This window comes from Alkalinema pantanalense CENA528 (assembly GCF_050753345.1).
GTDB classification, from domain to species: domain Bacteria; phylum Cyanobacteriota; class Cyanobacteriia; order Leptolyngbyales; family Leptolyngbyaceae; genus Alkalinema; species Alkalinema pantanalense.
Map to the genome: position 1 here is coordinate 1 of NZ_JBLZFX010000201.1, position 3,091 is coordinate 3,091.

General features: G+C 50.2%; 3 protein-coding genes and 1 pseudogene. 2 read left to right on the forward strand and 2 right to left on the reverse strand.

Annotated features, from left to right (window positions below):
• Window positions 1-135 (forward strand): annotated as a pseudogene (locus tag ACN4EG_RS27485) (IS110 family transposase); the annotation flags it as partial.
• Window positions 136-394: 259 nt separating this feature from the next.
• On the forward strand, window positions 395-778 hold the full coding sequence (locus ACN4EG_RS27490; RefSeq protein WP_431633474.1) for an endonuclease domain-containing protein: 384 nt from the start codon (window positions 395-397) through the stop codon (window positions 776-778).
• Window positions 779-1,104: 326 nt separating this feature from the next.
• On the opposite strand, the gene ACN4EG_RS27495 is transcribed toward ACN4EG_RS27490, so the two are convergent.
• Both ACN4EG_RS27495 and ACN4EG_RS27500 read right to left on the reverse strand, forming a co-directional pair.
• A complete protein-coding gene (locus ACN4EG_RS27495) occupies window positions 1,105-2,646 on the reverse strand; it encodes a GUN4 domain-containing protein (RefSeq protein ID WP_431633475.1) in 1,542 nt (513 codons plus the stop codon).
• 17 nt (window positions 2,647-2,663) lie between these two features.
• A complete protein-coding gene (locus ACN4EG_RS27500; protein WP_431633476.1) occupies window positions 2,664-2,999 on the reverse strand; it encodes a Pepco domain-containing protein in 336 nt (111 codons plus the stop codon).
• Between the last annotated feature and the right edge of the window lie 92 nt (window positions 3,000-3,091).

A 3,091-nucleotide genomic window follows, 5' to 3' on the forward strand; every position in this document is an offset into this window, starting at 1 on the left:
AAGGCCAAGAAGGTTGCGTTAGTGGCTTGTATGCGAAAGTTGCTGACGATTCTCAATGCCATGGTCAAGCAGGGAACCTTCTGGAACCCTGCGGCCATAGCTAATCCAGGGCAAGTTCTGCCCCAACCTACTTGACTTTCAAGATAATCGCTAGCCCCCCTTATTAAGGGGGGACAAGAGTAAATACGAAAAAAAGGGGGAACAAGAGTAAATGCAAAAGAATAGGAGGAAAGATTATAAAATCTGTACTTCTAATCTATTTTTCTCAAAGTCCCCCTTATTAAGGGGGATTTAGGGGGATCGAACACGCGCGATCGACGTTGTGATGAGTTATGCAGAGAGAATTGGGGATTTTGGGGCACTTTAAGTCTATCGGGTTTGTAGTGTCTTTCGTATGTCAAAGCTAAATACAACCGATTTCCATTTGCCCTATAACCCAGAGCTGATATTTCCTGCTAAGGAAATGAGGAAGAACCCGACTCCGGCTGAAAAGAAGCTGTGGCAAGAGTTCCTGAAAGATTCAGAATTTCGTTTTTTACGACAACGTCCGATCGATCACTTTATTGTCGATTTTTATTGCGCAAGATTGGGTTTAGTCATTGAGGTCGATGGGAGTGGTCATTTTACAGAACAAGGAAAAGCCCACGATCGGGAAAGAACACAGATTTTAGAAGGTTATGGATTAACAGTCGTGAGATTTACGAATGAAGAAGTTTTGAACTATTTCGAGAATGTATGCCAAACAATCACTACAATCCTCTCAAAGTCCTCCTTGTGACTTTTAAAGTCCCCCTTTTGAAGGGGGATTTAGGGGGATCGAACACGCGCGATAGACGTTACGGCTAATACTGCAATAAATGTGCGACTAACGCAGAGCTGAATGCTGTAATGGTCTGCTGGTCTGCGTTGTGGGTGCAGATCCCCCCTAGCCCCCCTTAAAAAAGGGGGAACAAGAAAAATACAGATTAAAAGTCCCCCATTTGCCTTTCAAAGTCCCCCTTTTGTAGCTTTGCTTCCCGTAGGGTAGGGGGATTAGGGGGATCGGATCGCTAGAAGGAGCATTGTTATGTAGAAATCATCGTAGTCACAAAACTTTAGGAATTCCTAGGACTGGCTCGTGCTACAGTTCACAAGTCTCTGCGCGAGAGAAGAGAATCGGTAGAACGCACCATTGCGAACAAAAAAACCCCACAAACACGGTAATTCTCCCGCGAGAGAATGGTGAGGATTTTTGGGTAAGTCTGAGTAGTTCACGTAGCTCCCGCCTTTCTTCCACCCCACTTTAGCGCAAAAGTTATCCCATTCTTTCCCGCCGATCATCGGGCTACCACATTCCTTCCAGATTTTCTTCTGTACAGAAAACCCAAAGTGTCCCTTGCTGGCTTCCACCCACAACTGATCGATCGTCAATAAATCCGCACAAGGAAATTTCTTGAGGTCATCCGACACTAGATATCCTCGCTTCGTCTGACCCGCCACTTCCAGCATGACCCTCAGAGTTTCCCGATCGGCCTCTTCCCACTTTTCCGCTTTCAATAATTCACGCAGCTTTTCATAACTCACGCCTTTTTCAGATTTTAGGGGAATCGCATCAATCGCACTCGTTGTTTTTGCTACAGGCATTGATGCTTTCGCAGTGGGAACTGGCTTTTGGGCTGGCTGCTTCTGTTCCGCTAGAGGCGGTTGCACCACAGGTTGCACAGATTGTTGATTACCTGTCCCCGATCGCAGCCGCAACAATTGATTCAACGCCCGCCGTCGATCGTCCAGTCCCTCCGCCAACAAATTCACCTGCTCCCACAAGCGAATCGCCTTCTCCACCTCCCCATCACATTCCGCATCGATCGCCATTTCCTTCAACCGCGCCACATCCTGCCGCGTCGCATAATGGCTCAAAATCGGCTCCTCATACTTCCATCCCGGCTCCGGAATCACCAACGGCACCTGCTTCCGCGTCACCTTCCCCGCATTCCGATGCAACTCCGGCACCCGCCGCGCCAAATGACTTTCCAAATCCTTCAAAATCGTCTGTTGCCGCAACCCCTCCAGCAACGCATAGGTAAACGCCCCCTGCTGCAAATCCTCCAACTCATAGGAACTCTGCCCCCGACTGCAAGAAAACAACGTAATAATTCCCTGTTGCTCCTCCCGTTGTTTCACCAACTCCCGCAGCGATTCCTCTACTGAATCTAAACCCTTCCGTCCAGCGTCCCGCTGTTCATTACGGCACATATCCAAAATCAACACCACCGTCTTCGCCCGACAAGCCCGAAGCTGCTCCGTCACAAACTGAATCGGAATCGCCGTCTCCTGCAAGTCATTGGGATTACCATCGATCGTCATCAGATAGTCCCGCTGGTCACTCCCCGCCATCCCATGACCACTAAAAAAGAACCACAAATTATCCGCATTCTGCGCCCGCTGGATTTGATGCAACAAAATATCCCGCAACACAGGCCGCGTAGCCCGCCGACTCCCCGGTTCCACCCCATCCCCACACAGCAACACCTGCTCTGCCGCAAACCCCGCCTCATCTTGCAGAAATCGCCGCATCGCCAACGCATCCTGCACCGCAAAGCTCAGCGACGCCTCCGGCAAAAAATCGTAATTATTAATCCCAACCGCGATCGCCCAATTATTCGCCATAGCCGCCCATCATACCCCTACTTCTGCGATCGCTTAAACTTCAACGTAATGCACCCCTCACTACTCACCTCACCCCCCGCAATCAACTTCACCTGCCCCTTCGCCCCAATCTTCACCGCCAACTCCACCTCCTCCAACCGCAACTCAGAATCCGCCGGAAGTTCCGCATTCGCCTGCTGAAACACCTGCCCGATCGATCGAACAAACGCCGTCATCTTCCCTTCCAACTCCGCCGGATCAACCTTCACCTCCCGCAGCCGTCCCGCCACCTGCCGAATCGGCTCCCCCCAACCCTTACTCCCCGTCTCCGGCTCAAACTCATCATCCGTCAAAATAATCAACTCTTCCGACATAGCCACTCCCTTCTAAAAATCACCTTCTATTTTATCCACTTCAAATTTATTCCCCACTCTCCCACCCTTCCTACCCTCCCACTCCCCTACCC